General features: G+C 65.6%; 21 protein-coding genes. 11 read left to right on the top strand and 10 right to left on the bottom strand.

Translation table 11 applies throughout. The features are described from left to right. Window positions 1–40 precede the first annotated feature (40 nt). From XH93_RS20105 to XH93_RS20095, 3 genes are all read right to left on the bottom strand, one after another. Complete coding sequence (locus XH93_RS20105; RefSeq protein WP_139483980.1) at window positions 41–1,375, bottom strand: dicarboxylate/amino acid:cation symporter; 1,335 nt, start codon at window positions 1,373–1,375, stop codon at window positions 41–43. An 83-nt stretch (window positions 1,376–1,458) separates the two neighbouring features. Continuing rightward, window positions 1,459–2,016, bottom strand: coding sequence for a biotin transporter BioY (locus tag XH93_RS20100; protein ID WP_194475245.1), 558 nt, complete (start codon window positions 2,014–2,016; stop codon window positions 1,459–1,461). Between the two features lie 93 nt (window positions 2,017–2,109). After that, on the bottom strand, window positions 2,110–3,297 hold the full coding sequence (locus tag XH93_RS20095; RefSeq protein ID WP_194474876.1) for a pyridoxal phosphate-dependent aminotransferase: 1,188 nt from the start codon (window positions 3,295–3,297) through the stop codon (window positions 2,110–2,112). A 210-nt stretch (window positions 3,298–3,507) separates the two neighbouring features. Here XH93_RS20095 and XH93_RS20090 point away from each other — a divergent pair, with 210 nt between their 5' ends. The 11 genes from XH93_RS20090 (at window position 3,508) to XH93_RS20040 (ending at window position 14,672) form a co-directional block, all read left to right on the top strand. Further along, window positions 3,508–4,926 (top strand): M48 family metalloprotease, encoded by a 1,419-nt coding sequence (locus XH93_RS20090; RefSeq protein WP_194474875.1) that lies wholly within the window; start codon window positions 3,508–3,510, stop codon window positions 4,924–4,926. Window positions 4,927–5,012: 86 nt separating this feature from the next. Beyond that, window positions 5,013–5,780, top strand: a complete 768-nt coding sequence (locus tag XH93_RS20085; protein WP_139483983.1) for a DsbA family protein — start codon at window positions 5,013–5,015, stop codon at window positions 5,778–5,780. Between the two features lie 134 nt (window positions 5,781–5,914). Then, complete coding sequence (locus tag XH93_RS20080; protein ID WP_194474874.1) at window positions 5,915–6,850, top strand: hypothetical protein; 936 nt, start codon at window positions 5,915–5,917, stop codon at window positions 6,848–6,850. Window positions 6,851–6,974: 124 nt separating this feature from the next. Beyond that, window positions 6,975–7,901, top strand: coding sequence for a DUF1236 domain-containing protein (locus XH93_RS20075; RefSeq protein ID WP_194474873.1), 927 nt, complete (start codon window positions 6,975–6,977; stop codon window positions 7,899–7,901). Window positions 7,902–8,244: 343 nt separating this feature from the next. Then, window positions 8,245–8,730, top strand: coding sequence for a type II 3-dehydroquinate dehydratase (aroQ, locus tag XH93_RS20070; protein ID WP_194474872.1), 486 nt, complete (start codon window positions 8,245–8,247; stop codon window positions 8,728–8,730). A gap of 53 nt (window positions 8,731–8,783) precedes the next feature. Next, window positions 8,784–9,284 carry an acetyl-CoA carboxylase biotin carboxyl carrier protein gene (gene accB / locus XH93_RS20065; protein ID WP_139483987.1) on the top strand — a complete coding sequence of 167 codons (501 nt, stop codon included), beginning with the start codon at window positions 8,784–8,786 and terminating at the stop codon, window positions 9,282–9,284. Window positions 9,285–9,308: 24 nt separating this feature from the next. Next, window positions 9,309–10,667 (top strand): acetyl-CoA carboxylase biotin carboxylase subunit, encoded by a 1,359-nt coding sequence (accC, locus tag XH93_RS20060; RefSeq protein ID WP_139483988.1) that lies wholly within the window; start codon window positions 9,309–9,311, stop codon window positions 10,665–10,667. Between the two features lie 109 nt (window positions 10,668–10,776). Then, a complete protein-coding gene (locus XH93_RS20055; RefSeq protein WP_246799722.1) occupies window positions 10,777–12,297 on the top strand; it encodes a CHASE3 domain-containing protein in 1,521 nt (506 codons plus the stop codon). After that, complete coding sequence (locus XH93_RS20050; protein ID WP_139483990.1) at window positions 12,294–12,734, top strand: response regulator; 441 nt, start codon at window positions 12,294–12,296, stop codon at window positions 12,732–12,734. The genes XH93_RS20055 and XH93_RS20050 overlap by 4 nt, the downstream gene beginning before the upstream one ends. Further along, complete coding sequence (locus XH93_RS20045; protein WP_194474870.1) at window positions 12,731–13,822, top strand: sensor histidine kinase; 1,092 nt, start codon at window positions 12,731–12,733, stop codon at window positions 13,820–13,822. The genes XH93_RS20050 and XH93_RS20045 overlap by 4 nt, the downstream gene beginning before the upstream one ends. A gap of 163 nt (window positions 13,823–13,985) precedes the next feature. Then, on the top strand, window positions 13,986–14,672 hold the full coding sequence (locus tag XH93_RS20040) for a hypothetical protein (RefSeq protein WP_194474869.1): 687 nt from the start codon (window positions 13,986–13,988) through the stop codon (window positions 14,670–14,672). Window positions 14,673–14,694: 22 nt separating this feature from the next. Here XH93_RS20040 and XH93_RS20035 read toward each other — a convergent pair whose 3' ends face one another. The 7 genes from XH93_RS20035 to XH93_RS20005 form a co-directional block, all read right to left on the bottom strand. After that, on the bottom strand, window positions 14,695–15,021 hold the full coding sequence (locus tag XH93_RS20035) for a BA14K family protein (RefSeq protein WP_246799669.1): 327 nt from the start codon (window positions 15,019–15,021) through the stop codon (window positions 14,695–14,697). Between the two features lie 11 nt (window positions 15,022–15,032). Then, window positions 15,033–15,347, bottom strand: a complete 315-nt coding sequence (locus XH93_RS20030) for a hypothetical protein (RefSeq protein ID WP_139864200.1) — start codon at window positions 15,345–15,347, stop codon at window positions 15,033–15,035. Window positions 15,348–15,355: 8 nt separating this feature from the next. Continuing rightward, the gene (locus tag XH93_RS20025) at window positions 15,356–16,807 is read right to left on the bottom strand and encodes an efflux transporter outer membrane subunit (protein ID WP_194474867.1); all 1,452 of its coding nucleotides are present in this window, start codon (window positions 16,805–16,807) and stop codon (window positions 15,356–15,358) included. Window positions 16,808–16,840: 33 nt separating this feature from the next. Then, the gene (locus tag XH93_RS20020; protein ID WP_194474866.1) at window positions 16,841–20,128 is read right to left on the bottom strand and encodes an efflux RND transporter permease subunit; all 3,288 of its coding nucleotides are present in this window, start codon (window positions 20,126–20,128) and stop codon (window positions 16,841–16,843) included. Between the two features lie 3 nt (window positions 20,129–20,131). Beyond that, window positions 20,132–23,239: an MdtB/MuxB family multidrug efflux RND transporter permease subunit gene (locus tag XH93_RS20015; protein ID WP_194474865.1), complete on the bottom strand. Its 3,108-nt coding sequence runs from the start codon at window positions 23,237–23,239 to the stop codon at window positions 20,132–20,134. Further along, window positions 23,236–24,495, bottom strand: a complete 1,260-nt coding sequence (locus XH93_RS20010; RefSeq protein ID WP_194474864.1) for an MdtA/MuxA family multidrug efflux RND transporter periplasmic adaptor subunit — start codon at window positions 24,493–24,495, stop codon at window positions 23,236–23,238. The genes XH93_RS20015 and XH93_RS20010 overlap by 4 nt, the downstream gene beginning before the upstream one ends. Window positions 24,496–24,672: 177 nt before the next feature. After that, window positions 24,673–26,118 carry a DASS family sodium-coupled anion symporter gene (locus tag XH93_RS20005; protein ID WP_194474863.1) on the bottom strand — a complete coding sequence of 482 codons (1,446 nt, stop codon included), beginning with the start codon at window positions 26,116–26,118 and terminating at the stop codon, window positions 24,673–24,675. Between the last annotated feature and the right edge of the window lie 119 nt (window positions 26,119–26,237).

Genomic DNA, 26,237 nt, shown 5'->3' with positions numbered 1-26,237 from the left:
TCTTTTCGGAAAACCGCTTCACACTTTTCCGGATCATGCTCTAATCCGTCGTGAGCGCCGTCTCCATGTCGGTCGGATCGATCTGCCTGGCGAGATTGGCGTTGAGCTTGCCGCGGTCGAGCTCGCCCTCCCACCAGGCGACGATCACGCAGGCGACGCCGTTACCGCACAGATTGGTCAGCGCGCGGCACTCGCTCATGAACTTGTCGATGCCGAGCACGATCGCCATGCCCGGCACCAGCCGCGGATCGACCACCGCAAGCGTCGCCGCCAGCGTGATGAAGCCCGCGCCGGTGATGCCGGACGCCCCTTTCGAGGTCAGCATCGCCACCACCAGGATCGTGAGCTGCTGGCTGAACGAGAGGTCGTAGCCGAGCGCCTGGGCGATGAACAGCGTCGCCAAGGTCATGTAGATGTTGGTGCCGTCGAGGTTGAACGAATAGCCCGTCGGCACCACGAGGCCGACCACCGATTTGGAGCAGCCGAGCCGCTCGAGCTTCTCCATCAGCGATGGCAGCGCGCTTTCGGAGGACGAGGTGCCGAGCACGATCAAGAGCTCGTCCTTGATGTAGGCCAGGAACTTGAAGATCGAGAACCCGGCCATCCGCGCGATGATGCCGAGCACCACGAACACGAACAGCGCGGCGGTCAAATAGAAGGTCGCGATCAAGCCGACCAGATTGAGGATCGCGCCGGTGCCGAACTTGCCGATGGTGTAGGCCATCGCGCCGAACGCGCCAATCGGCGCGGCGCGCATCACGATCGAGATCACGCCGAATACGGCATGCGCCGCATCGTCGATAAACGAACGGATGGTGTGGCCGCGTTCGCCGAGGCTCATGATGGCGAAGCCGAACAGCACAGAGAACAGCAGCACCTGCAGGATCTCGCCTTGCGCGAATGCGCCGACCACGGTATCGGGGATGATGTGCAGCACGAAGTCGACGCTCTTCTGCGCCTCGGCCTGCTTGGCGTAGCCGGCGACCGCCTGGGCATTCGCCGCCGCGTTGCCGAAGCCCGCGCCGGGCTTGATCAGATTGCCGACGATCAGCCCGATCACCAGCGCGAAGGTCGAGACGACCTCGAAATAGACCAGCGCCTTGACGCCGATGCGGCCGACCTTCTTGGCGTCCTGGATATGCGCGATGCCGGACACGACGGTGCAGAAGATGATCGGCGCGATCACCATCTTGATCAACTTGATGAAGCCGTCGCCGAGCGCCTTGATCCATTCGTTGGTGGCAAGGTTCGGCCACAGCCAGCCGACCAATGCGCCGAGCACGATGGCGATCAGGACCTGGACGTAGAGAACTTTATACCACGGCTTGGCGGCGGCAGCCGCCGGCGCGCCCGTGGCAACTGACGTCGTTGCCATGTGTCACTCCCCCTCAGAAATGATGGGAACAGCCAAGATCAACTTGGCTGCGCAAGTCAAATGGAACTGTGGATGCCTGCCGCTTAGCCGCGGCGATCCGCCAGCCGCCGGGCGGCCCGCACCAGCGCGGCACCCAGCGCATTCTTGACCAGGGTCGCGGCCATGAACGGCACGACGCCGACCAGCCAGGCCTTCCCGACGCCGAGCCCGGTGCCGAAGGCGAGCCAGCCGAAGCCCGCCGCGAAGATGACGGCGTGGCCGATCGCCATCGCCACAAACAGCCAGGTCGCGCTGCGGTCCCAGCTGCGTTCGGCGAGAAAGCCGGTGACGAACGCGGCCAGAACGAATCCAAACAGATAGCCTGCGGTCGGCCCGAGCAGCGGTGCGAGACCCCCGACCGGACCGGCAAACACGGGCATGCCGAGTGCGCCCTCGGCGAGATAGGCGATCATGGTCGCGCTACCAAGCCGCCAGCCGTAGGTGGCGCCGATCATCAGCACCGCCAGCGTCTGCAGCGTGATCGGCACATAGGGCAGCGGCAGGTTGACCTTCGCCGACAAGGTCATCAGCGCAGTGCCGAGCACGACCAGCACGAGCGCGCGCAGGGCGCCGGAGGCCTCGCCGGCCTGTTCGGGCCACAGCACGGACGCGAGAGGAAAATGCCGCGCGGCGGCGGGCTGCGAAACCGATTGCACTGACAAGATGAACTCCGGGATGGCTCGTGAAGATGGCGGCTATTTAAGCCAATGCGCGATCCGCGCAACCGCTTCCTGCATCTCCGCGGCCGAGCGCGCGTAGGAGAAGCGGATGAAGGCGCGGCCGTGGATCGGATCGAAATCGACGCCCGGCGTCGCCGCGACATGCGCCTTCTCCAGCATCTCGTTGGCGAACGCGAAGCTGTCGGAGGTGAAGGCGGAGACGTCGGCATAGAGATAGAACGCGCCGTCAGCCGGTAAAAATTTCGTCAGGCCTGCCTTCGGCAGGCCTTCGATAAGGATGCGGCGGTTCTCCTGATAACCGCGCTTGATCGCTTCCATCTCCTCACGGCCCTCGAACGCGGCCTCGGCCGCGATCTGCGACAGCGTCGGCACCGAGATGGAGAGGTTCTGCTGCAACCGCTCGATCGGCCGCACCAGGACCTCGGGCACCACCATCCAGCCGACGCGCCAGCCGGTCATGCAGAAGTATTTCGAGAACGAGTTGATCACCAGCGCCTGCGGCGACAATTCGGCCGCGGTCACCGCGGGGAATGCGTAGTCGAGCCCGTGATAGATCTCGTCGGAGATGAAGCGGATGCCGGCGCTGTCGGCGGCGGCCATCAGGCTCGACAGCGCCTCGCGCGACATCATGGTGCCGGTCGGGTTGGCGGGACTGCCGACCAGCACGCCCTTCAGCAGCGCCTTGCGGTGCGCCGCAAGCAGCGCCTCGCCGGTCAGCGCATGGCGGGTGTCGCCAGAAGTCTCGATCAGCACCGGCTCGCAGCCGAGCGCGGTCAGGATGTGCCGGTACGGCGGATAGCCCGGCACGGTCACCGCGACCCGATCGCCCGGTTCGAACATCGCAAGGAACGCCAGGATGAAGCCGCCCGACGAACCCGTGGTGACGACGATCGTGTCGGACGCGACCGTGCAGCCATAGGTCTCGCGATAATGCCGCGCGATGCGCTCACGCAGCGAGGGAATGCCGAGCGCCGAGGTGTAGTCGATCCGCCCGTCCTGCAGCGCGGCCTGCGCCGCCGCGATCGCCGGCTGCGGCGCGCCTGCGGCAGGTTGGCCGACCTCCATGTGGATGACGTGACCGCCGGCGGCCTCGATTCGCGCCGCGGCCGCCATCACGTCCATTACCATGAACGGGGGAACATCGCTCCGCCCGGACGCGGTCAAAAGGCTGGTCACACGCTCTCTCAGTGTCGCATCAGGCATGGATTTCTGCTATTGGCACGGCGTCTCGCCGAATTCAGGTTCCGCACCGGTTACCGCCCCAGACTGGCCGCATTCGGTGGCTCCTTATAACGCTTTCAGGCCCAGTGAATACCCCGGTTCGCGTGAAGAACAATTGCAAAAACAAGACGCTGCGTCAGGCCCTCGTCAGGGCCGGAATCGGCGCGGCCAGCCAGCGCCGGTAGATCGCCCATGCTGTTCCGCCACGCGCTTCGCACCAAGACCTTCAAGCTGACTGCGTTCAAGCTGACCGCGCTTGTTACGGCGGTCGCGCTCGCGCTTGGCCCCACCGCCACCGCGCAGGCCCAGCAGAAGGGACCTCCGGTGCTGCGCGACACCGAGTCCGAGCAGCTGTTGCGCGAATATACCCGCCCGATCCTGCGCGCTGCCGGGCTCGAGAAGCAGAACATCCAGATCGTGATCATCAACGACGGCGCGTTCAACGCCTTCGTTGCCGACGGCCGCCGCATCTTCGTCAACTATGGCGCGCTGCTGCAGTCGGAGACGCCGAACCAGATCATCGGCGTGCTGGCGCATGAAACCGGCCATCTGGCCGGCGGCCATCTCGCCAAGATGCGCGAGCAGCTGGCGCAGGCGCAGACCCAGATGATCATCGCCATGCTGCTCGGGGCCGGCGCGATGGCCGCAGGCGCGCGCGGCGGCGCCGGCAACGGCCTTTCCAGCGCGGGCGCGGCAGCGATCTCGGCGCCGCAGTCGATGGTGCTGCGCACGCTGTTGTCCTATCAGCGCGCGCAGGAGGAAAACGCCGACCGCGCCGGCGTCCGGTTCCTCACCGCGACCGGCCAGTCCCCGAGGGGCATGTACGAGACCTTCAAGCGCTTCAGCGACGAGGGCCTGTTCGCGGCGCGCGGCGCCGACCCCTATATGCAATCGCACCCGATGCCGGTCGACCGCGTCGCTGCGCTGGAGGGACTGGCGCGCTCCAGCCCCTATTGGGACAAGAAGGACGATCCGGCGCTGCAGCTGCGTCACGACATGATGCGCGCCAAGATCTCCGGCTTCATGGAGCGGCAGGACACCGTGTTCCGCCGCTATCCACTGTCGAACACCAGCCTGCCGGCGCGCTATGCGCGCGCCATCACCACCTATCTGCACGGCGATCTGCGGTCGGCGATCGCGCAGATCGACGGCCTGATCCAGGTGCAGCCGAACAATGCCTATTTCTACGAGTTGCGCGGCCAGGCGCTGCTCGAAGGCGGCCGGCCCACGGAGGCCATCGCGCCGCTACGCCGCGCGGTGCAGCTCTCCGGCAACTCGCCGCTGATCGAGATGCTGCTCGGCCAGGCGCTGGTCGCCTCCGACAACAAGGCCTTGACCGACGAGGCGATCAACATGCTGCGCGCGGCCGTGGCCCGCGAGCCGGAGGCGCCGATCGGCTATACCCAGCTCGCGATGGCCTATGGCCGCAAGGGCGACTACGCCCAGGCCGATCTCGCCTCCGCCCAGGCCGCCTTTCTGCGCGGCGACACCAAGACTGCCCGCGACCTTGCGTCGCGCGCCAAGACGCGGTTCGCCGTCGGCACGCCGGGCTGGGTCAAAGCTGACGACATTGTGAGCGCCAAGCCCATGCCGGGCCAGAAAAACAACTAGAAATTATTAGAAGTTCCATACAACGATCACCGCAACCGGCTCATAGCATTGCCGTCTTTCGAGCCACGCCGAACAAGGATTTTGTCATGCCAGCGCTTCGTTTTCTCGCCCCCGCCTTGCTTGCGCTCGGCGTCTGCGCCGCGCCGCTGTCGGCGTCCGCGCAAAGCTTCACCGACACCCAGCGCGGCGACATCGAGAGCATCGTCCGCAACTACCTGATCGCGCATCCCGAGGTGCTCGAGGAGGCGATGAACGAGCTGAGCAAGCGGCAGGCTGCCGCCGAAGCCGAGAAGCATGAGCAGAGCGTCGCCAAGAACGCCGACACCATCTTCAACTCGCCGCGCGGCGTCACCATCGGCAACAAGGACGGCGATGTCGCCTTCGTCGAGTTCTTCGATTACAACTGCGGCTACTGCAAGCGCGCCATGGGCGACATGCTCGAGCTGATGAAGGCCGATCCCAAGCTGAAGGTCGTGCTGAAGGAATTCCCGGTGCTGAGCCAGGGCTCGGTCGAGGCCGCGCAGGTCGCGGTCGCGGTGCGGATGCAGGACCCGACGGGCAAGAAATATCTCGACTTCCATCAGAAGCTTTTGGGCGGCCGCGGCGCCGCCGACAAGGCGCGCGCGCTGGCGGTCGCCAAGGAAATCGGCCTCGACATGACCAAGCTCGAAAAGGACATGGCGAGCCCGGAAGTGAAGGCGACGATCGAGGAGAACTTCCGTCTCGCCGAATCCATGGGCATGAACGGCACGCCGAGCTATGTGATCGGCAAGCAGGTGGTGATCGGCGCGGTCGGCGTCGACAATCTCAAGGAGAAGATCGGCATCGCCCGCTGCGGCAAGGCAACCTGCTGATCGACCCGCCAACAGATTCGTTTCACTCCACGAAGTCCGGCTGCCACGCAGCCGGATTTTTTGTTGTGCGATCACCGAACCACATCCGCGCACATTGCAACAAAGGGCCATTGCCAATCACGAAAAGCTGCGCCATGACCCTGCCGGCTCCGCCGACCCTTGCCTACGATCTCACCCTCCTGCAGACGCCGCCGCAGCGCGGCACCGAACACGACCACGGCTGGTGCTACGGCTTGCCGCCCGGCATCCGCCCCGAGCAGTGGCCGCTCAGCCCGCATGACGGCTTTCCGATGCAGCACTGCTTCACGCTGCGTCTGCCGGCACAATATCGCGCCAGGGGCGAGGCCTATGTCGCGCTCGCGATGTTCGCCGATCAGCAATATGACGAGCCGGTCGAGGTCGACGCCGTCGCGCGATATCTCGCGGCGGAGACCATCGAGTGCCCGGCCGACGGCCGTCTGCTGCCGTACTGGACCTACGCGCAGAACCGGCATCCGATGGAATGCCGGATGAAGGACATCATCGACCACAATTTCGTGGCGATCTGGCTGACGGAAGCCGAGTTCGCCGGCCCGTTTTGCGCGCCGCCGGAGCTTGCCGGTGATCCGCTGCTGCAGGTCAATCCGCCTCCGCGCTGGATCGAGAAGGGCGCGGCGCGCACGGTGTTCGAGGCCCAGGTCGGCCGCATCACGCGCGCCGAAGAGCTGAAGCAGAAATACTGGTACCGCCTGTTCGGTCATGTCCCCGAGATCGGGCACCACGCTTACGGCATCGCGCTTGCGCTGCGCGAGGGCGATCCCAATGTCGGCAAGTCGCCGCGCGATCATCTGCTGCACAAGGCCGAGCTCGGCGGCTATGTCGCGCCCTATTCGCTCGACGGCAAGGCACGCGGGCTCGAACGGCTGCATGGCCGCAACCATCTCGGCGGCACGATGTTCCCCAATCAATGGACGCCGAAATACAGCCCGACCTATCTCGAGATCGAGGAGCATTTCGGCGGCTTCAACTTTGGTGGGGGCAATGGCCAGCTTGATCTCGCGGACATGGAGTTCGATCGGGCCTGCGGCTGAAGCGTTTTCGCATTCATCGCGCATTCACCGAACAGGTTAGAGCGGAACCACAAATCGTCAGGAACATCGCGCACTTTCCTCCGTTGTCGGCGCGGGCAATGCAGAGACGTGAGGAGGAATATCAATGTCGAAACGCTTTCTGATTTCGGTCGCCACGGCAGCGCTGATTGCTGGTGCAGGCTTCGCCAACGCGCAAGGCACCGGCGGCGCCGGCAAGGAATCGCCGGGTGCCGGCGGCGGCGCGGCCACCCAGCAGGGCGGCTCGTCCGGCGGCGCGTCGTCCGGCACGATGCAGCACGATTCCGGTGGCATGAAGGGTTCCGATCATTCCACCACCGGACAGTCCAAGTCCGGCCAGAGCGAATCCGGCATGAAGCCGGACTCCGACAAGTCCGGCGCCTCCAAGGGCGCGCAGGACAGCACGCAGCATTCGAAGGGCACCAGCTCGGAGAATGAGACGACCAAGGGCTCCAAGGACATGAAGGCCGAAGGCCGCGACAAGAGCGGTAACATGAAGGCCGAGGAGCGCGACAAGTCGGGTAACATGAAGGCCGAGCAGCGTGACAAGAGCGGCAACATGAATGCCGAGCAGCGCGACAAGAGCGGCACCACGACCAACCAGAACGCTCAGGGCAAGAGCTCGACCGACACCAATCGCGCGCAGACCAACGAGCCGAGCGGTTCGCAGACCAACCAAAACGCGCAGGGCAAGAGCGGGACGGACACCAACCGCGCACAGACCAACGACTCCAGCCGCACCCAGACCACGACCGGCAACGCGGCGACGTCGGCCACCGCGGCTCCGCCGGCCGAGAAGCGGTCGCAGATTACGACCGCGATCAAGTCGGAGAAGGTCAGCGAAGTCACCAACGTGAACTTCAATGTGGCGGTCGGCACGCGGGTTCCGGCCAATGTGCACTTCTATCCGGTGCCGGAGCGCGTCGTGACGATCTATCCGCAGTGGCGCGGCTACGAGTTCATCCTGGTCAAGGGTCGCTACGTGATCGTGCAGCCGGAGACCCATGAGATCGTCTACATCATCGAGGGCTAAGACGAGAGCCTCGATGCGAGGGCGGCATGATGCACCCTCGCCGCCTTGCGAACCCCGCCCCTTGGGCCCCTGGGCCTCTCGGGGCGGGTTTTGCGTTGGGCCCAAGGCCGGCCCAAGGCCCGGCTCAAGTCCCGGCTCGCGGCAGTGGATGGCGGCGGGGACCGCACGCCGAGAGCGCCTTCCACCAAATTTGGTTAATCAGCGTTTTCCGTGGGTTACAACGGCTACCTGCCAAGGGAGACGAAGCTGTTGAAGACGTTCAGATCTCACCTAAAGGCTTCCCCTGCGGCCGGTTGTTACCTATAACCCGGCCCACTTCACCCCCGCGCCGGAACCCTCGGAAATGGCTGCTGCCGGAACGATCTATGTGCTGAACGGCCCGAACCTCAATCTGCTGGGGACGCGCGAGCCCGAGACCTACGGCCACGCCAACCTGGCCGACGTCGAGAAGCTGTGCGCGGATACCGCGCGGCAGTTCGGCCTGACCGCCGACTGCCGACAATCCAACCGCGAAGGCGAGTTGATCGATTTCATCCACGAGGCCCACGCCAAGAAGGCCGCCGGGATCATCATCAACGCCGGCGGCTATTCCCATACCTCGATCGCGCTGCACGATGCGCTGGTTGCGGTGAAAATTCCCGCGGTCGAGGTTCACATCAGCAACATCCACGCCCGCGAGAGCTTCCGGCATCACTCGTTCACTGCTAAAGCCGCCTACGCGTCGCTGTGCGGCTTCGGCATCGATGGCTATCGGCTCGCGATCATCGGGCTCGCCGCCAAGATCGGTGCCAAGCCCGATAGCAAGACAGACGCCAAGCCAAAGGCTTAATCGTCAATCCTGACGTTCCCCGTCACCAGACAGAGATTTTGGATCGAAGAATCATGGCGCGCCAGCCAGACGACAAATCAGCCGCAAAATCCAAGAGCGAGAAGAGCGACGACAGCGCGCTCATCCGCGAGCTCGCGCTGCTGCTTGCCGAGACCAATCTGACCGAGATCGAGATCGAGCGCGCCGGCCTGCGCGTCCGTGTCGCGCGCAACGTCAGCATTGCCGCCTCGGTCCCCACAGCCATGCCGACGGTCGCCGTGCCGGCCGCGGCGGTCGCGACCGCGGCAGCCGCCGCTGCGGCGACCGACTTTGCCAAGCACCCGGGCGTCGTCCCCTCGCCGATGGTCGGCACCGCCTATTGGTCGCCGGAGCCCGGCGCCAAGCCGTTCATCGAAGTCGGCTCCAAGGTGACCGCCGGCCAGACGCTTCTGATCATCGAGGCGATGAAGACGATGAACCAGATCCCGTCGCCGCGCGCGGGCACGGTGACGCAAATCCTCGTCGAGGACGGCCAGCCCGTCGAATTCGGCGAGCCGCTGGTCATCATTGAATAGCTTTCGTCAACGTCAGGCGCTGCGATGTTCGACAAGATCCTCATAGCCAATCGCGGCGAGATTGCGCTTCGGGTGCTGCGCGCCTGCAAGGAGCTCGGCATCTCCACCGTCGCCGTGCATTCCACCGCCGATGCCGACGCCATGCATGTGCGGCTCGCCGACGAAAGCGTGTGCATCGGCCCGCCGCCGTCGAAGGATTCCTATCTCAACGTGCCGGCGCTGCTCGCGGCCTGCGAGATCACCGGCGCGGACGCCGTGCATCCCGGCTACGGCTTCCTGTCCGAGAACGCCCGCTTCGCCGAGATCCTCGCCGATCACAACCTCGACTTCATCGGCCCGAAGGCCGAGCACATCCGCCTGATGGGCGACAAGATCGAAGCCAAGAAGACCGCCAAGCGCCTCGGCATTCCGGTGGTGCCCGGCTCCGACGGCGCGGTGACCTCGGATGAGGACGCCATGGCGATCGCCAGGGAGATCGGCTTCCCGGTGCTGGTCAAGGCTGCGGCCGGCGGCGGCGGGCGCGGCATGAAGGTCGCGCACAGCGAGGCCGACCTCGCGCTGGCGCTGTCGACCGCGGCCAACGAGGCCAAGTCGGCGTTCGGCGACGCCTCGGTCTATCTGGAAAAATACCTGCAGAAGCCGCGCCACATCGAGATCCAGATCCTCGGCGACGGCCGCGGCGGCGCCATCCATCTCGGCGAGCGCGACTGCTCGCTGCAGCGCCGTCACCAGAAGGTCTGGGAAGAAGGCCCCTCGCCGGTGCTGGCGGCGGCCGCGCGCGCCAAAATCGGCGAGACCTGCGCCAAGGCGATGCGGGACATGAAGTATCTCGGCGTCGGCACCATCGAATTCCTCTACGAGGACGGCGAGTTCTACTTCATCGAAATGAACACGCGGATCCAGGTCGAGCATCCCGTCACCGAAAGCATCACCGATATCGACCTCGTACTGGAGCAGATCCGGATCGCGGCCGGCGGCGACCTGCCGGCGCGGCAGGACGACATCGCGATCATCGGCCACGCCATCGAATGCCGCATCAACGCGGAAAACCCGCAGACCTTCCGGCCCTCGCCCGGGCGGATCACGCAATTCCATCCGCCGGGCGGTCTCGGCGTGCGGATCGATTCGGCGGTCTACCAGGGCTACGTGATCCCGCCCTATTACGACTCGCTGGTCGGCAAGCTGATCGTGCACGGCAAGACCCGCGGCGAGTGCCTGATGCGGCTGCGCCGCGCGCTGGACGAGATGGTGGTCGACGGCATCGAAACCACGCTGCCGCTGTTCCGCGCGCTGGTCCGCGAGCCCGCCATCATCGATGGCGACTACCATATCCACTGGCTGGAGCAGTATCTGGCCGGCCAGGGCGCCGACGCCGGGAAATAATTCGCTCCTCCCGTGGAACCCGGCCCCGCGCTTCGGCGTAGTCTAGGGTTGTCAGATTTCACGGGGACGCATTGTACGCCATTCATTTGACGAGACGCGCGTGACGGCAATCTCACGACGGCGCGCTGTGCTGCAAATCCTGCTGCTGTCGGTAGGCTTTGCCGTGCTGGTGGCGATCAGCGTGGCGTCGGTCGTGCTGGTCAACAAGGCGCGCGACGACAATGCCAAGGTCGTCCACACCGTCGAGGTCGAGAGCCAGCTTGCCAACCTGCTGCTCGAAATCCGCCGCGCCGAGAGCGCGACCCGCGCCTATCTCTTGACCTCGGCACCGTCATACCTCGCGGAGTATCAGCAGGCGGCGGCAGGCATTCCGGCCGCGCTCGACCATCTCGCGCGGATCACCACCGACAATCCGGCTCAGGTCGCCAACGGCGCCTGGCTGAAGGCCGCGGTCGACAAGCGGCTGGCCGAATTTGCCCTCGGCATCGAGCGCGTCCAGAACAATGACACGGCCACCAGCATCGCCTTGCTGCGCAACAGCCCCTCGACCGACGCGATGGAGACGATCGAAAGGATCGGCCGCGACATGCGCGCCGAGGAGGACCGCCAGTTTGCGATGCGCAGGGCGACCGCGGACCAGACCCAGGTGCTGGCCTCCTCGGTCACCATCGCGGGCTCGTGCATGGTGCTGGCGCTCGCCGCCTTCTCGCTCGTGCTGCTGCGGCGATCGTCGCGGGTCCGCGACGAGGCCGCGGCGCAGCTCCGCGACATCAACATCACGCTGGAAACCACCGTCGACGAACGCACCGCCGATTTGCGCGAGGCCAACGAGGAGATCCAGCGCTTCGCCTATATCGTCAGCCACGACCTGCGCTCGCCGCTGGTCAACATCATGGGCTTCACCAGCGAGCTGGAGGAATTGCGCGGCGACATCTTCAAGCGCATCGCCACGCTGAACCGCTCGGCGTCGCTGGCGCCGGCGATGCCGGATGACGCCACCGACACGGCGGAGCCCACGCTCGAAGGCGCCGACAAGCAGCTATCCGACGACTTCACCGAGTCGCTCGGCTTCATCAAATCCTCGATCGCCAAGATGGACCGGCTGATCAGCGCGATCCTCAATCTCACCCGCGAGGGCCGCCGCGAGTTCAAGCCGGAGCGCATCGACGTCCACGAGCTGATCGACGGCATCGTCAAGACGGTTGCGCATCAGGCGACCGAAGCCAATGCGACCATCGCGGTCGGCGCGATGCCCGATCTGGTCAGCGACCGCCTGGCGCTGGAACAGATCTTCTCCAACCTGATCGACAACGCGCTGAAATACCTCAGGGACGGCGTCCCCGGCGAGATCTCGATCAGCGGCCGCATCAAGCTCGGCTTTGCCATCTTCGAGGTCACGGACAATGGCCGCGGCATCGATCCGAAGGACCATCAGCGCATCTTCGATTTGTTCCGTCGTGCGGGAACCCAGGACAAACCCGGCCAGGGCATCGGTCTTGCCCATGTCCGCGCACTTGTGCGCAGACTAGGCGGCACCATGTCGGTAGCATCGGAACTTAACAGCGGCAGCACCTTCACGATAACGCTGCCTATGAAATGGACAGGCAAGAACCGGGATAAAGCGGCATGAGCGATCCAGTTACCATCATCATGATCGAGGACGATGAGGGCCATGCCCGGCTGATTGAGCGGAATATCCGGCGCTCGGGTGTCAACAATGAGATCGTTCCGTTCACCAACGGTACAGCGGCGGTCGACTATCTGTTCGGCAAGGATGGCACCGCCGTCGAGCGCAAGGGCCAGGCCCTGCTCATCCTGCTCGATCTCAATCTCCCCGACATGACCGGCATCGATATTCTGAAGCGGGTCAAGGAAAACAAGTTCCTCAAGTCGACGCCAGTGGTGGTGCTGACCACGACCGACGACTCCCAGGAGATCAAGCGCTGCTACGAGCTCGGCTGCAACGTCTACATCACCAAGCCGGTGAACTACGAAAGCTTCGCCAACGCCATTCGCCAGCTTGGCCTGTTCTTCTCCGTGATTCAGGTTCCGCCAGCCGCCATATGACCAGCCCCCCGCCGACCCTGCTCTATATCGACGACGATGCGACCTTGGCGCGCCTGGTCGAACGCGGCCTGACGCGCGCCGGCTTCAAGGTCGTGCACGCTGCAAGCGGTCAGGAAGGTCTCGACCGGCTGGTCCAGGGCGGCATCGACGTCGTTGCGCTCGATCAGTACATGCCCGGTCTCGACGGGCTGGAAACGCTGGAGCAGATCCTGAAAATTCCGGACGCGCCGCCGGTGGTGTTCGTCACGGCATCGCAGGACTCCGCGATCGCGGTCACCGCGCTGAAAGCCGGCGCGGCGGATTACCTGGTCAAGGATGTCAGGGGCGAGTTCATTCCCCTGCTCCAGGTCGCGGTCAACGGCGCGATCCGCCAGGCCGCGATCCAGAAGGCGCGCGACGAGGCGGAGGCCGAAGTGCACGCCTCGCGCGACCGCTATGCGGCGCTCGCCGCGGAGCGCGAGGTGCTGCTCCGCGAGGTCAACCACCGCGTCGGCAACTCGTTGCAGATCATCGCCTCGCTGCTGCACCTGCAGGCCAATTCGGCCACCCAGGACGACGTCAAGGCGGCGCTGACCAACGCGATGGGCCGCGTCGCCGCGGTCGCGCAGGTGCACCGCCGCCTCTATACCTCGCAAGATTTCAAGACCGTGATGCTGAACCAGTATCTCGAGGCGCTGCTCGAGGATCTCAGGCGGTCGGCCGAGGGCAACAAGATGTCGCGGCTGACGCTGAAGGCCGTCCCGATCGAGATCGATCCCGACCGCGCGGTCGCGATCGGCATCATCGTCAACGAGCTGGTGATGAATGCGGTCAAATACGCCTATCCCGACGGCTCCGGCCCGATCGATATCGAGCTGAAGCCGCAGGGCGACGATGTCGTGCTGGCGATCAGCGATGACGGCGTCGGCTACGACGACAAGGCCGATCCGCGCGGCACCGGCATGGGCCAGCGCATCGTCACGGCAATGGCCGCCAAGCTCGACGCCAGCGTCGAGCGCGATCCCGCCCGCAAGGGCACCCGCTTCGTGGTGCGCTTTGCCCGTGTCAGCCCGGCGGTGGCGAAGGCGACGAGCGTCGCCGCCAAATAGGCTGTCGCCTGGATCGGCGGCAGATTGGATCGATTTGTCGCGTTCGTCTTAACGGCTGCGTCATCCTGTTCCGCAATCGGACACGCAACGCCGCGGTCGGTTAAGAAATATCTGGACATCCCTTGCCACACTCTCGCCACCAGCTTTGCAGGAGGCGGTCCCGATGTTTGGGCAAAAGGCAACATTCGGAAAGCGGCAGCACAGCTTCGCCGAGCTCAAGGAGATGATGCGTCCGACCCCGGATGCCGATGGCGTGACCCGCGTCTTCTCCAAGGAGCTCTGGGACGACCCGAAGGTCGGTCCGATGCTGCGCGAGCTCGGCTTCAATCCCGACGATCCCCGCAACATCAGCAAGACCGCCGAGGATTACATCGCGATGTTCGCCGCGGCGAAGAAGCGGCTCGAGGAGCGTGCTGCGGCGTTCAACCGCGACATGACCAACCGCTATGGCTACTGCAACGCCGTCCCCTTCCTGGTGATCGATCACACGATCTGGGACGGCGAGCACGGCGCCTTCCTCTATGCCTCCCTGAACCTGATCGGCTTCGACGACTGGAACGTGCTGATGCTCGCGGGTGACGAGCGCACCAAGGAGCTGTGCGGCATCGCCGGCCATCCCGGCACGGTGCCTGCCGTCAGCAAGGCTGTGCACGAGTTCGTGGTCGCCTGGAAGGAGCGCTATGAGCGCGCATTGGAGGCCTACGGCGTCACCGCCGCCGGCGGTCAGGGCCGCGGCATCTCGCGCGAACAGTACGAGATGGAAAAGGACGAGCTGCGCCAGGAGATCATCGACAAGGTCGGCTGGATGAAGCCGCGCATCATCAACGAGCTGCTGCGCATCCAGGGGTGAGCGCGCCCGCGCTCCGCCCTGCTCAATCGCGCCTGTCGCGCGCCCGCCGCGCTTTGGGCGGCGTGCAATCCCGGCACGGTGCGCCGAAGATCACCTGCGACGGATACGGCCGCGCCGAATGCTGCGGCGTCCAGCCGAACAGGCCTGCCGCACCAAACCCGGCGCTCAAGGGATCGGCGGCGAAATTACCGGGAAAATAGCCGTTGCTGCGGAAATCGCGGTGGTCGTCCCGGCCATCAAAGCCCCAGCCGCCGGTGCTGCCGTAACGCAGCGGGCGATCCTGCGCCGACGCCGCGCTCGCACAGAGCACGATGGCGGCGCAGGCGATGAGTGCTCGCATGACGGTCATGGCGTTCGTCCTCATGGTGGCGTGGTGCCCCAGTCGCCCTTCCAGGCGAGCAGGCGCCCCTTGCCGAACTGCAGATAGAGCGCATCGCTGCGCCGCGACAGGATGCTGCCCCTGACATTGGGCAACGCCACCAGCAATTCATTGCCGGGTGTGCCACGAACATATTGCAGGGGCACGCCGAGCGACTGGCTCGCCTGATCGGGCGTCATCCCGAAGGTCAGCGGCACGCTGTTGGGCGCAGGCTGCTGCGCGCGGGCGGCGAACGGCAGGCCAAGGACCAAGACAAGCGCGACGACCAGGGCGACGACAGGAATGAACCGCTGCATGACCGACCTCATTGCGCCGCCGCCAGCGTGCCGGCGGGTGTCCAGCCGCCGCCGAGCGCCTGGAACAGGCTGCTCGCCGCGAGCAGCTTGTTGAGCCGCACCGTGACCAGATTGTTCTCCGCCGTGAACAGCGTCTGCTGCGCCTGCAGCACCGTGATCAGATTGACGGTGCCACCGCGCAACTGCGTTTCGGCGACCTCGAACGCCTTGCGAGAGCTCGCCACCGCGTCGGACTGCAGGCGTTCTTGCAGCGTAAATTTCTGGAGGGCGATCAGCGCGTTCTCGACGTCGGCAAACGCTGACAGCACGGCCTTGCGATAGGTCTGCAGGAACTGCAGCTGCTGGCCCTTGGCGAGCTTGAGCTGGCCCTCCAGCTGAAAACCGTCGAACAGCGGCTGGGTCAGGCTGGCGGAGAGCGTGTAGAACCACGCGCCCGGCCCGAACAGCGAGGCCAGCGCCGCGCTCTGGAAGCCGTTGGTCGCGGTTAGCTGGATCTGCGGGAAGAACGCCGCGCGCGCCGCATCGACGCTGAAATTGGCCGACGTCAGCTGCGCCTCAGCCTGGCGGATGTCGGGCCGCTGGTAGAGCAGTTCCGACGGCAGCCCCGGGGTTACGCGCGGGACCGAGATCTGCGTGGTGCTGCCGCCGCGCACCGTGAAATTGGCGGGCGCGCGCGCCACCAGCACCGCGAGTGCGGTGATGTTCTGTCCCACCGTCACTTCGAGCGGCGGGATTGCCGCGCGCTGGGTCGCGACCAGCGCCTCCTGCTGCGACACGTCGAGCTGCGAGGCGGTGCCGCCGGAAAATTGCGATTTGATCAGCGCGAGGATGCGTTCGGCGGCGGCGAGGTTGCGGCGCGTCACTTTGATCTGGTCCTGAGCCGCAAGCACCTGGAAATAGGTGTTGGCGACGGTCGCCATCGTGGTCAGCGCGACCACCTCGCGATTGTAGCGCGAGGCGGTGGCGCTCTCCTCCGAGGCCGCCAGCGTCGCGCGGTTCTTGCCCCAGAAATCCACGATATAGCTCGCGGTCAGTCCCGCATTGTATTGCGAGAACGTTCCGCCCGCCCCGCTCAAGGCACCCGACCCCTGGCGCTGGGCGGTCGCCGACCCGGACAGCGACGGCAGCAGCGCGGCGCCGGAGACGCCGGTCTGCGCGTCGGCCTGCACCACCTGGGCGATCGCGACCGCGATGTCCAAATTGTAGAGCTGCGCGGATTCCATCAGCCCGGTCAGCTCCGCGGAGCGGAAGCCGCGCCACCAGGCGAGCGCCGGAACGGCGGCATCGGCATCGCCCTTCGCCGCGGTTCGATAGCTCGCCGGCACTTCGAGACTGAGCTCGGGCCGCTCCGCGCCGGGAACGCAGCCCGACAGGCCGAGGCCGACCACGATGGCGAGCGCGGGCCGCCGGCGGAGCCAAAACGCCGGTGCACGCAGCAGCCGGACCGGCTTCCGCAACATCTCAACACGTCGCAACGCTGCAGCTATCGGCATTTACTCGCCCAATCGGAAGGAAGACCCCGGGAGCCGCGGCGCGGCGCCGCGCCGCGCGCGCCGGGCCCAGAGGCGGAACCGGTCGAGATAGAGGTAGATCACCGGCGTCGTGTAGAGCGTCAGAACCTGGCTCAGGATCAGGCCGCCGACAATGGCGATGCCGAGCGGCTGGCGCAGCTCGCCGCCGTCGCCCATGCCGACCGCGAGCGGCACTGCGCTGAGCAGCGCCGCCATCGTCGTCATCATGATCGGACGGAAGCGCAGCAGGCAGGCCTCCCGGATCGCCTCGAGCGGCGGCAGCCCGAGCCGGCGTTCCGCATCGAGGGCGAAATCGATCATCATGATGGCGTTCTTCTTCACAATGCCGATCAGCAGGATGACGCCGATCAGCGCCATGATACTGAACTCGGTCTTGAATGCCATCAGCGCCAGCAGCGCGCCCACACCTGCGGACGGCAGCGTCGACAGGATGGTCAGCGGATGGATGAAGCTCTCGTAGAGCACGCCGAGCACGATGTAGATCGTCACCAGCGCCGCCAGGATCAGGAACGGCTGGTTGCTCAGCGAATCCTGAAACGCCTTGGCGGAGCCCTGGAAGGTGCCGCGGATCGTAGCGGGGACGCCGATCCGGTTCATGGTGGCCTCGATGCTGGCGACCGCGGTGCTGAGCGAGACGTTCGGCGGCAGGTTGAACGAGATGGTGTTGGCGACCAAGAGGCCCTGGTGATTGACCGCCAAAGGCGTCGCGCCCTGGTCGAAACTCGCCACCGCCGACAGCGGGATCATGGTCTCGCCGGTGGTGCTGACCGCCGATCCGGTCGAGCCGGCGCCGTTCCCGGTCAGGCCAATCGAGTTGGTGGCGAGATTGCGCGCCGCCTGGGCATTGGCGGTGCTGGCCGCGCTCGGAGTTCCCTGCGTCGCCACCGTGCCCGCCACGGCGTTGGTCGACTGCGAGCCGCCGACCGATCCGCCCGACGTGCTGACATAGACGTCCTTGAGCGTCTCCGGGTTCTGCCAGTAGCGCGGCGCGACCTCCATCACGACGTGATACTGGTTGCGCGCGACATAGATGGTCGAGACCTGGCGCTGGCCGAACGCGTCATAGAGCGTGTTGTCGATCTGGCTCACGGTGATGCCGAGCCGCGCCGCGTCGTCGCGGTCGATCACCAGGTTGGATTCCAGTCCCTTGTTCTGCTGGTCGCTGTTGACGTCGGTCAGGTCGGGATCGCGCTGCAACGCCGCGGTGATCTTCGGCGTCCATTCATTGAGCTCCTCCAAGGTCGAGCCCTGCAGCGTGTACTGGTACTGCGCGTTGGAGGCCCTGCCGCCGACCCGGATGTCCTGCACCGCCTGCAGGAACAGGGTCGCGCCGGGCACCACCGACATTTCGCGCCGCAGCCGCGCGATCACGCCGTCGGCGCTGATCTTGCGCTCCGCCAGCGGCCGCAGCGAGACGAAGACGAATCCGGAATTGGTCTGTCCGCTGCCGGTGAAGCCGACCACGCTCTCCACCGCCGGGTCGCGTTTGATGATATCGACGAACCGCCCGAGCTTCTGCTGCATCAGCTGGAACGAGACGCTCTGGTCGGCCTGGATCGAGCCGGTGAGCCGTCCGGTATCCTGCTGCGGGAAGAAGCCTTTCGGAATAGCGCTGTAGAGATAAAAATTGAGGCCGAGCACCGCCGCCAGGATCACCATCACCGACACCGGGTGCTCCAGGGCCGCCGTAAGCGTCCTGCGGTAGAAATTCAGCATCGCCTCAAAGCAGCGCTCGCTGGCCCAATACAGCCGCCCATGGCCCTGCCCGGCGTCGCGCTTGAGCAGCACCGCGCACATCATCGGCGTGGTCGCCAGCGACACCGCGAGCGAGATCAGGATCGCGATCGAGATCGTCATGGCGAATTCGCGGAACAGCCGGCCGACGATGCCGCCCATCATCAGGATCGGAATGAACACCGCGATCAGAGACACGCTCATCGACAGCACCGTGAAGCCGACCTCGCTGGCGCCGGTGAGCGCCGCCTGCAGCGGGCTCAAGCCGTCCTCGATGTGGCGGGTGATGTTCTCCAGCACCACGATGGCGTCGTCGACCACGAAACCGGTCGCCACCGTCAGCGCCATCAGCGACAGATTGTCGAGGCTGTAGCCGACCAGGTACATCGCTCCGAAGGTCGCGACCAGCGACACCGACACCGCGACCACAGGAATGAAGGTAGCGCGGGCGCTGCGCAGGAACACGAACACCACGACGATGACCAGCAGCACGGCGAGGATCAGGGTTCGTTCGACGTCATGAAGCGAGGTGCGGATGGTGGTCGAGCGGTCGACCGCGAAATCGATGTCGATCGCCGGCGACACCGAGGCCTTGAGCTGCGGCAGCAGCCCCTTCACCAGGTCGACCGTGGAGATGATGTTGGCGTTGGGCTGCCGGTACAGGATGATCAGCACCGCCGGCTTGCCGTTGGCGAGGCCGGCATTGCGCAGGTTCTCGACGCCGTCGGTGACCTCGCCGACGTCGGTGAGGCGAACCGGCGCGCCGTTGCGGTAGGCCACGATCAGCGGCTTGTAGTCGTCCGCCTTGTTGGCCTGGTCGTTGGCATAGATCTGGTAGCGCTGCGGGCCGACGTCGATGGCGCCCTTCGGGCTGTGCGCATTGGCGCTCGACAGCGCGGCGCGGATGTCCTCCAGCCCAATGCCGTATTTGTAGAGCGCCTGCGGCGTCAGGTCGACGCGCACCGCCGGCAGCGAGCTGCCGCCGACCACCACCTCGCCGACCCCCTCGACCTGCGAAAGCTTTTGCGCCAGCACGCTCGAAGCCGCGTCATAGAGCGCGCCGCGGGTCAGCGTATCCGATGTCAGCGCCAGGATCAGGATCGGTGCGTCAGCCGGATTGACCTTCCGGTAGGTCGGATTGGCGCGCAGGCTGATCGGCAGGTCGGCGCGCGCGGCGTTGATCGCCGCCTGCACGTCGCGCGCCGCGCCGTTGATGTCGCGGTCGAGCCCGAACTGCAGCGTGATGCGGGTCGAGCCGACCGAGCTCGACGACGTCATTTCGGTGACGTCGGCGATCTGGCCGAGATGCCGCTCCAGCGGGCTCGCCACCGTCGTCGCAACGTCCTGCGGACTGGCGCCGGGCAGCGTCGCCTGCACCGAGATGGTCGGAAAATCGACCTGCGGCAGCGGCGCCACCGGCAGCTTGAAGAAGGCGACGGCGCCGGCCGCCGCAAGCCCGATGGTCAACAGCGTGGTCGCCACCGGCCGGCGGATGAAGGGGGTTGACGGCTCCATGGCTCACCCCGACCCGCTGGCCTCGCCGACCTCGCCCGGCCGTCCGGCAAAGCGCTGCGCCAGCCGATCGAACCAGAGATAGATCACCGGTGTCGTGAACAGCGTGAGCAGCTGGCTGACCAGGAGGCCGCCGACGATCGAGATGCCGAGCGGGTGCCGCAGCTCGGAGCCCGCGCCGGTGCCGATCATCAGCGGCAGCGCACCGAGCACGGCGGCCATCGTCGTCATGATGATCGGGCGGAAGCGCAGCAGGCAGGCCTGATAGATCGCCTCGCGCGGCGGCTTGCCCTCGTTGCGCTCGGCATCGAGCGCGAAGTCGATCATCATGATCGCGTTTTTCTTGACGATGCCGATCAACAGGATGATGCCGATGATCGCGATGATGGTGAGATCCTGCTTGGCCAGCATCAGCGCCAGCAGTGCGCCGATGCCGGCCGAAGGCAGCGTCGAGAGGATCGTCAGCGGATGGATGAAGCTCTCATAGAGCACGCCGAGCACGATGTAGACGGTGACGATCGCCGCCAGGATCAGGAACAGCTGGTTGGACAGCGAGGCCTGGAACGCCAGCGCCGCGCCCTGGAAGCTCGTGATCATGCCGAGCGGCTGGTTGATCTCGGCCTGGGCCTGCTTGATCGCGGTGACCGCCTCGCCGAGCGAGGCGCCGGGCGCCAGGTTGAACGAGACGGTTGCCGACGGGAACTGGCCGAGATGCGAAATCTGCAGCGGCGCGGTCTCGATCCGCATCTTCGCCATCACCGACAGCCGCACCGGCGTCGTGCTGACCGATGACGGCAGATAGATCGAGTCCAGCGAATCCAGCGATTTCTGCAGCGACGGATCGGCCTCCAGGATCACGCGGTACTGGTTCGAATTGGTGAAGACGGTCGAGACGATGCGCTGGCCGTAGGAATCGTAGAGCGCGTTGTCGATCGTCGCCGGCGTGATGCCGAACCGCGCCGCCTGGTCGCGGTCGATATCGACGAACACCGAAAGCCCCTGCGCGGAGATATCGCTGGTGACGTCGCTGAGCTCGTGCAGTGCCTGCAGCTTCTCCACCAGCTTCGGCGTCCATTCCGCCAGCTCGGCCGGATCGGCGTCCTGCAGGATGAACTGGTACTGGGTCCGGCTCACCGTGCCCTCGATGGTGAGGTCCTGCACCGGCTGCATGTAGAGCGTGATCCCGGTCAGCGCTGATGTGCTCGCCTTGATCCGCTCCATGATGGTGGCGACGCCGGCCTTGCGCTGCGCGTGCGGCTTCAGATTGATCAGGATGCGGCCGCTGTTGAGCGTCGTGTTGGTGCCGTCGACGCCGATGAAGGACGACAGGCTCTGCACATCGGGATCCTTCAGGATCGCACTGGCGAGCCGTTGCTGGCGCTCGGCCATCGCGGCATAGGAGACCGACTGCGGCGCCTCCGAGATCGCCTGGATCACGCCGGTGTCCTGCAGCGGAAAGAAGCCCTTCGGGATGATGATGTAGAGCCACGCGGTCAGGCCGAAGGTGGCGAGCGCGATCATCAGCACCAGCGGCTGCCGGTCCAGCACCCAGTCGAGCATCCGGCCGTACAGCGCGATGACGGCGTCGAACCCTTGCCGGCTCAGCCGCTGCAGGGTGTTCTCGCGCGCGGTCGCGTCCCGCCTCAAGAGCTTGGCGCAGGCCATCGGCACCAGCGTCAGCGACACCACCGCGGAGATCAGGATCGTGACCGACAGCGTGATCGCGAATTCGCGGAACAGCCGGCCGACCACGTCGCCCATGAACAATAGCGGGATCAGCACCGCGATCAGCGACACCGTCAGCGAGATGATGGTGAAGCCGATCTGCTCGGAGCCGCGCAACGCCGCCTCCAGCGGCGTCTCGCCCTCCTCGATGTAGCGCGAGATGTTCTCGATCACGACGATGGCGTCGTCGACCACGAAGCCGGTCGCGATCGTCAGCGCCATCAGCGACAGATTGTTGAGGCTGAAGCCGAACAGATACATCGCCCCCAGCGTGCCGACCAGCGACAGCGGCACCGACAGGCTCGGGATCAGCGTCGCGCGGGTCGAGCGCAGGAACACGAAGATCACCAGCACGACGAGGATCACCGCCAGCGACAATTCGTATTCGACGTCGCGCACCGAGGCCCGGATCGTCACGGTGCGGTCGGTCAGGATGTTGAGGTCGATCGCGGCCGGCAGCGTCGCCTGCAGCTGCGGCAGCAGCGCCTTGATGCCCTCGACCACCGAGATCACGTTGGCGCCGGGCTGGCGCTGGATGTTGAGGATGATCGCCGGCGTCTCGTTCATCCAGGCGCCGAGCTTGTCGTTCTGCGCGCCGTCGACGACGGTGCCGACGTCGCTGAGGCGGACCGGCGAGCCGTTCTTGTAGGCGATGATCAACGACCGATAGTCGCTGGCCTTGCGGATCTGGTCGTTGGCGTTGATGGTGTAGGCCCGCATCGGGCCGTCGAAATTGCCCTTCGGCGTGTTGACGTTAGCGTTGCCGAGCGTGGTGCGGAGATCGTCGATGTTGAGGCCGTAGGCGGCGAGCTTGCGGATGTCGGCCTGGATGCGCACCGCGGGCCGCTGGCCGCCGCTGATGCTGACGAGGCCGACGCCGGGCAGTTGCGAGATCTTCTGCGCCAACCGCGTGTCGACGAAATCCTGCACCTGGGTCAGCGGCATGGTCTTCGAGGTCAGGCCGAGGGTCAGGATCGGCGCGTCGGCCGGATTGACCTTGGCGTAGATCGGCGGTGCCGGCAGGTCCGACGGCAGCAGATTGCCGGCGGCGTTGATCGCGGCCTGCACCTCCTGCTCGGCGACATCGAGCGAGATCGACAGGCCGAATTGCAGCGTGATCACGGAGGACCCGGCCGAACTCACCGAGCTCATCTGGTTCAAATTCGGCATCTGGCCGAACTGCACCTCGAGCGGCGCCGTCACCGACGACGTCATCACGTCGGGGCTGGCGCCGGGATAGAAGGTCTGCACCTGGATGGTCGGATAATCGACCTCGGGCAGCGCGGCGACCGGGAGGTATCTGAACGCCAGCATGCCCGACAGCATGATGGCGATCATCAGCAGGGTCGTCGCCACCGGCCGCAGGATGAATGGCCGTGACGGGTTCATTGCTTCGGCCCGTCCCCGTGCTTGGCGGCGCCGCTTGCGGCGCCCTTGGCCGCGCCGGCCGGAGTTGTCGCATCCGCCGCGCTGCGCACGATCACCTTGGTGCCCTCGCGCAGCTTGTCGGCGCCGTCGATCACGACGCGATCGCCCACCTCGAGCCCCGACATCACCTCGACGCGATCGCCGTCGGTGACGCCGAGCTTGACCGGCCGCACCGAGACGGTGCTGTCGGCGCTGACGAGATAGACGAAGGTGCCGGGGACGCCGCGCTGCACGCCGGCCATCGGCATCGTCATGACATCCTTGTGGGTGTCGAGCAGCAGGCGGATGTTGACGAACTGGTTCGGATACAGCGTGCGCTTGTCGTTCTCGAACTGGGCGCGCAGCTTGATCGTGCCGGTGGTCGGATCGATCTGGCTGTCGAAGGTCTGCAGCGAGCCCTCGGCGAGCTTGTTGGCGCCGCTACGGTCATAGGCCGTGGCTGGCAGCACCGCGCCTTCCCTCAGCCGTTTCGCGACCGCCTGCAGATTGTCCTCGGGCAGCGTGAACAGCACGCTGATCGGCTCGAGCTGGGTGATGACGACGAGGCCGGTGCTATCGCCCGCAGTGACGTAATTGCCGAGATCGACCTGACGCAACCCGACGCGCCCGTTGATCGGCGACACGATGCGGCAATACGCCAGATTTACCTCGGCCGACTGCACCGAGGCGCGGTCGGCCTCGACGGTGCCCTGATTTTGCGCGACCAGCGCGATCTGGGTGTCGAGGGTCTGGTGCGGCACCGCGTTCTGCTTGGCGAGATTCTGGTAGCGGGCGAGATCGACCTGGGCGCCCTTCAGCTGCGCTTCGTCGCGCGCGAGCTGCCCCCTCGCCTGCGCCAGCGTCGCCTCATAGGGACGCGGATCGATCTGGGCGATCAGGTCGCCCTTCTTGACCTCGTCGCCTTCCTTGAAATCGATCCGCTGCAGATAGCCGCTGATCTGACTCTTGATCGTCACCGTGGCGAGCGACGTCACGGTGCCGAGCGCATTCAGCGTCACGCCGATGTCGCCCTTGCCGATGGTCGCCGGCACGATCGACATCGGTGCGGCATTACGCCCACCGCCGGCCGGTTGCGGCGCGGCCTGTTGCCGCGTCCACCACACGATGCCGGCAAGCAACGACAGCACTACAAGCGTCGTGAGGATGACGCCGATGCGCGACGACCGCCTGGTCTGTTCGGGCGCGACAATCGACGGGTCTTTTACCTGCTGGTCCATAACCTGCCCACGGAGAACACGAATGAGCTCGCGCGGTCTTATATCCCCTGCGCCCGCGCGCGCCACACCCATGCGGCATTTTGAACGCTTCCGCCGGACAATACGCGTTAAGATTCGGAAAGAATCATGTCGATCCCGCGCCGATCGGTTGCCGTTCACGCCGGATTGTTCGGCAGCTTACCCGATGGTCTGCAACCAGGGCAATACAATCAGCAACAATCCGGCAAAGTAGGTCACGCCGAAGATCAGGCCGAACTTCCAGAAGTCGCCTTTGCCGATATAGCCGCTGCCGTAATACATCGGCGCTGGCCCGGTGGCGTAAGGCGAGATCACGCCCATCAGCCCGAGCGAGTAGACGCACAGCAGCATCAGGGTCTGCACCGACAGGCCGGGAATGCTGGAGCCGACCGCGAGCACCACCGGCAGCACCGCTGCGGTGTGCGAGGTGATGCTCGAGAAGAAATAGTGGATCCAGAAAAAGAACGTGACGAGCAGAATCATTCCGACGAACGGCGAGGTCCCGGCGAGCGGCTTGGCGTAGCCCTCGGCCACCCATTTGATGAAGCCGATCTCGTTGAGGCCGGACGACAACGTCAGCAGCGAGGTGAAGTAGAAGAACACCTCCCAGGCGCCCTTCTCCGCGACGATGTCCTCGAAACCGATCACGCCGCAGATCAGCATCAGCGAGATCACCACGAACACGACGGTGGTGGCGTTGATGAAGTTGGAGCCGAGCAGCGGTACGCTGATGTTGGGATTGGAGCCGCAGATCCAGAAGAACATCGCCAGCAGCACCAGCGCCGCCATGATCCATTCATGGCGCGACGGCGGGCCCATCTTGGCGAGTTCGCCCTGGCTCCAGGTCACGATCTCCGGGCTCGCCTTGATCTCGGGACGGCAGACCAGATAGCTGAGCAGCGGCACCAGCAGCAGCAGCAGGATGCCGAGCGGCGCGAAGCCGATGAACCATTGCGACCAGCCGACCTCGACATTGACGAGCTTCTTGGCGATCGAGAGCGCGGCGGCGTTCGGCGCCAGCGCGGTGAGGAACATCGAGCTGGTGACCGCGGTGGTCGCAAACGCTGTCCACATCACGAAGGTGCCGATCTTGCCCGCAGTCGGACCGGGTTCGGAGCCATAGATGCGCGGGATGTTGCTGACGATCGGATAGATCGTGCCGCCGGAGCGCGCGGTGTTGGAGGGCGTCGCCGGCGCCAGCACGAGGTCGGACAGCGCCACCGCATAGCCGAGGCCGATGGTGCGACGGCCGAGCCCGCGCACCAGCAGCAGCGCGAGGCGGCGGCCGAGCCCGCTCTTGCGATAGCCGATTGAGAACACGAAGGCGCCGACGATCAGCCACACCGTGCTCTCGGAAAAGCCGCCGAGCATCCAGCGCAGCGACTTGTTCGGATCGGACTCGACATAGCCGCCGACGCCGGCGACGGTCAGACCGATCAGGCCGACCGCGCCGACCGGCATCGATTCAAGGATCAGTCCGGTGATCACAGCGGCGAACACTGCAAAATAATGCCACTGGTTGGCGTTCAGGCCCGTTGGCACCGGCACCAGATAGATCACCAGCCAGACCGCCAGCGGCGCAAACGTCCTCCATGACAGCTTCATGCAGCGTCCCCCTCATGCGACTTGATTGTCGGGCGCGCCATCGCCATGTCCCGGCGGCGCCACTTTTTCGTTGCAATGTAGCACGGCCTCGCGGCCTGGCTCGAAAAACTGCCGAAATA

The sequence above is a fragment of the Bradyrhizobium sp. CCBAU 51753 genome (assembly GCF_015291565.1).
GTDB lineage: Bacteria > Pseudomonadota > Alphaproteobacteria > Rhizobiales > Xanthobacteraceae > Bradyrhizobium > Bradyrhizobium ivorense.
This window is presented reverse-complemented; position numbering and strand designations above follow the sequence as displayed.

Coding starts and splice junctions, on each gene's coding strand:
- XH93_RS20015 (WP_194474865.1), bottom strand. CDS start 23,239: ATGAACCCGTCACGGCCATTCATCCTGCGGCCGGTGGCGACGACCCTG.
- XH93_RS20045 (WP_194474870.1), top strand. CDS start 12,731: ATGACCAGCCCCCCGCCGACCCTGCTCTATATCGACGACGATGCGACC.
- XH93_RS20005 (WP_194474863.1), bottom strand. CDS start 26,118: ATGAAGCTGTCATGGAGGACGTTTGCGCCGCTGGCGGTCTGGCTGGTG.
- XH93_RS20090 (WP_194474875.1), top strand. CDS start 3,508: ATGCTGTTCCGCCACGCGCTTCGCACCAAGACCTTCAAGCTGACTGCG.
- XH93_RS20095 (WP_194474876.1), bottom strand. CDS start 3,297: ATGCCTGATGCGACACTGAGAGAGCGTGTGACCAGCCTTTTGACCGCG.
- XH93_RS20050 (WP_139483990.1), top strand. CDS start 12,294: ATGAGCGATCCAGTTACCATCATCATGATCGAGGACGATGAGGGCCAT.
- XH93_RS20025 (WP_194474867.1), bottom strand. CDS start 16,807: ATGTTGCGGAAGCCGGTCCGGCTGCTGCGTGCACCGGCGTTTTGGCTC.
- XH93_RS20105 (WP_139483980.1), bottom strand. CDS start 1,375: ATGGCAACGACGTCAGTTGCCACGGGCGCGCCGGCGGCTGCCGCCGCC.
- aroQ (WP_194474872.1), top strand. CDS start 8,245: ATGGCTGCTGCCGGAACGATCTATGTGCTGAACGGCCCGAACCTCAAT.
- accB (WP_139483987.1), top strand. CDS start 8,784: ATGGCGCGCCAGCCAGACGACAAATCAGCCGCAAAATCCAAGAGCGAG.
- XH93_RS20040 (WP_194474869.1), top strand. CDS start 13,986: ATGTTTGGGCAAAAGGCAACATTCGGAAAGCGGCAGCACAGCTTCGCC.
- XH93_RS20080 (WP_194474874.1), top strand. CDS start 5,915: ATGACCCTGCCGGCTCCGCCGACCCTTGCCTACGATCTCACCCTCCTG.
- XH93_RS20030 (WP_139864200.1), bottom strand. CDS start 15,347: ATGCAGCGGTTCATTCCTGTCGTCGCCCTGGTCGTCGCGCTTGTCTTG.
- XH93_RS20035 (WP_246799669.1), bottom strand. CDS start 15,021: ATGACCGTCATGCGAGCACTCATCGCCTGCGCCGCCATCGTGCTCTGT.
- XH93_RS20085 (WP_139483983.1), top strand. CDS start 5,013: ATGCCAGCGCTTCGTTTTCTCGCCCCCGCCTTGCTTGCGCTCGGCGTC.
- XH93_RS20020 (WP_194474866.1), bottom strand. CDS start 20,128: ATGGAGCCGTCAACCCCCTTCATCCGCCGGCCGGTGGCGACCACGCTG.
- XH93_RS20010 (WP_194474864.1), bottom strand. CDS start 24,495: ATGGACCAGCAGGTAAAAGACCCGTCGATTGTCGCGCCCGAACAGACC.
- accC (WP_139483988.1), top strand. CDS start 9,309: ATGTTCGACAAGATCCTCATAGCCAATCGCGGCGAGATTGCGCTTCGG.
- XH93_RS20075 (WP_194474873.1), top strand. CDS start 6,975: ATGTCGAAACGCTTTCTGATTTCGGTCGCCACGGCAGCGCTGATTGCT.